Here is a 500-nt window from a genome sequence, read left to right on the forward strand (position 1 = left end):
CCACCATCTCCATGCAAATCAGCTCCCAGATGGAATCAAATCTCAGCCGAAAACGCGAGGTAATTCGAGGAGTCCAAATGACTATGTTCCCCGGGAGCCACTTTGAACGCAGACTTCAGGAGCTTGCGGAACTCCGGGCATTCCAGGCGGCTGGGTGCCTTGCAATTGGCAACATGGCGAAGCGTATCGCGCAAGATGCGCAGGCCCGCGATCTGCCGGCCTATTTCTTCGGCCGTGGCGCGCAATTTGTCCCGCGGCAGCTCCAAATGACCGTCTTGGCGCAGAATTGGAGTGACCTGCTCCCGATTGTCCGCGCTTATAAGCTAGCCCTGTTCACGTTGTGGTCTGCCTCCCTTAAATGCCCTCGAATCGGGTTAGAGTTTTCCGCGCCATTTCCTGGCTGGGAGAGGAGCGGAAGCGATGAAGGCATCGCAGTTCACGGACGCGCAGAAGGCGTTCATCATCAAGCAGGGTGAGGACGGGACGACGGTGGCGGAGAT

The 500-nt window shown here is 57.8% G+C and carries 1 protein-coding gene; it reads left to right on the forward strand.

Annotation, left to right across the window (positions count from 1 at the left end; translation table 11 throughout):
- On the forward strand, positions 1-476 hold a 476-nt coding region (locus tag NYR54_RS19165), incomplete at its 5' end, for a hypothetical protein (protein WP_261517291.1).
- Positions 477-500: the final 24 nt, after the last annotated feature.

This window comes from Chelativorans petroleitrophicus (genome assembly GCF_025398195.1).
Lineage (GTDB): Bacteria > Pseudomonadota > Alphaproteobacteria > Rhizobiales > Rhizobiaceae > Chelativorans > Chelativorans petroleitrophicus.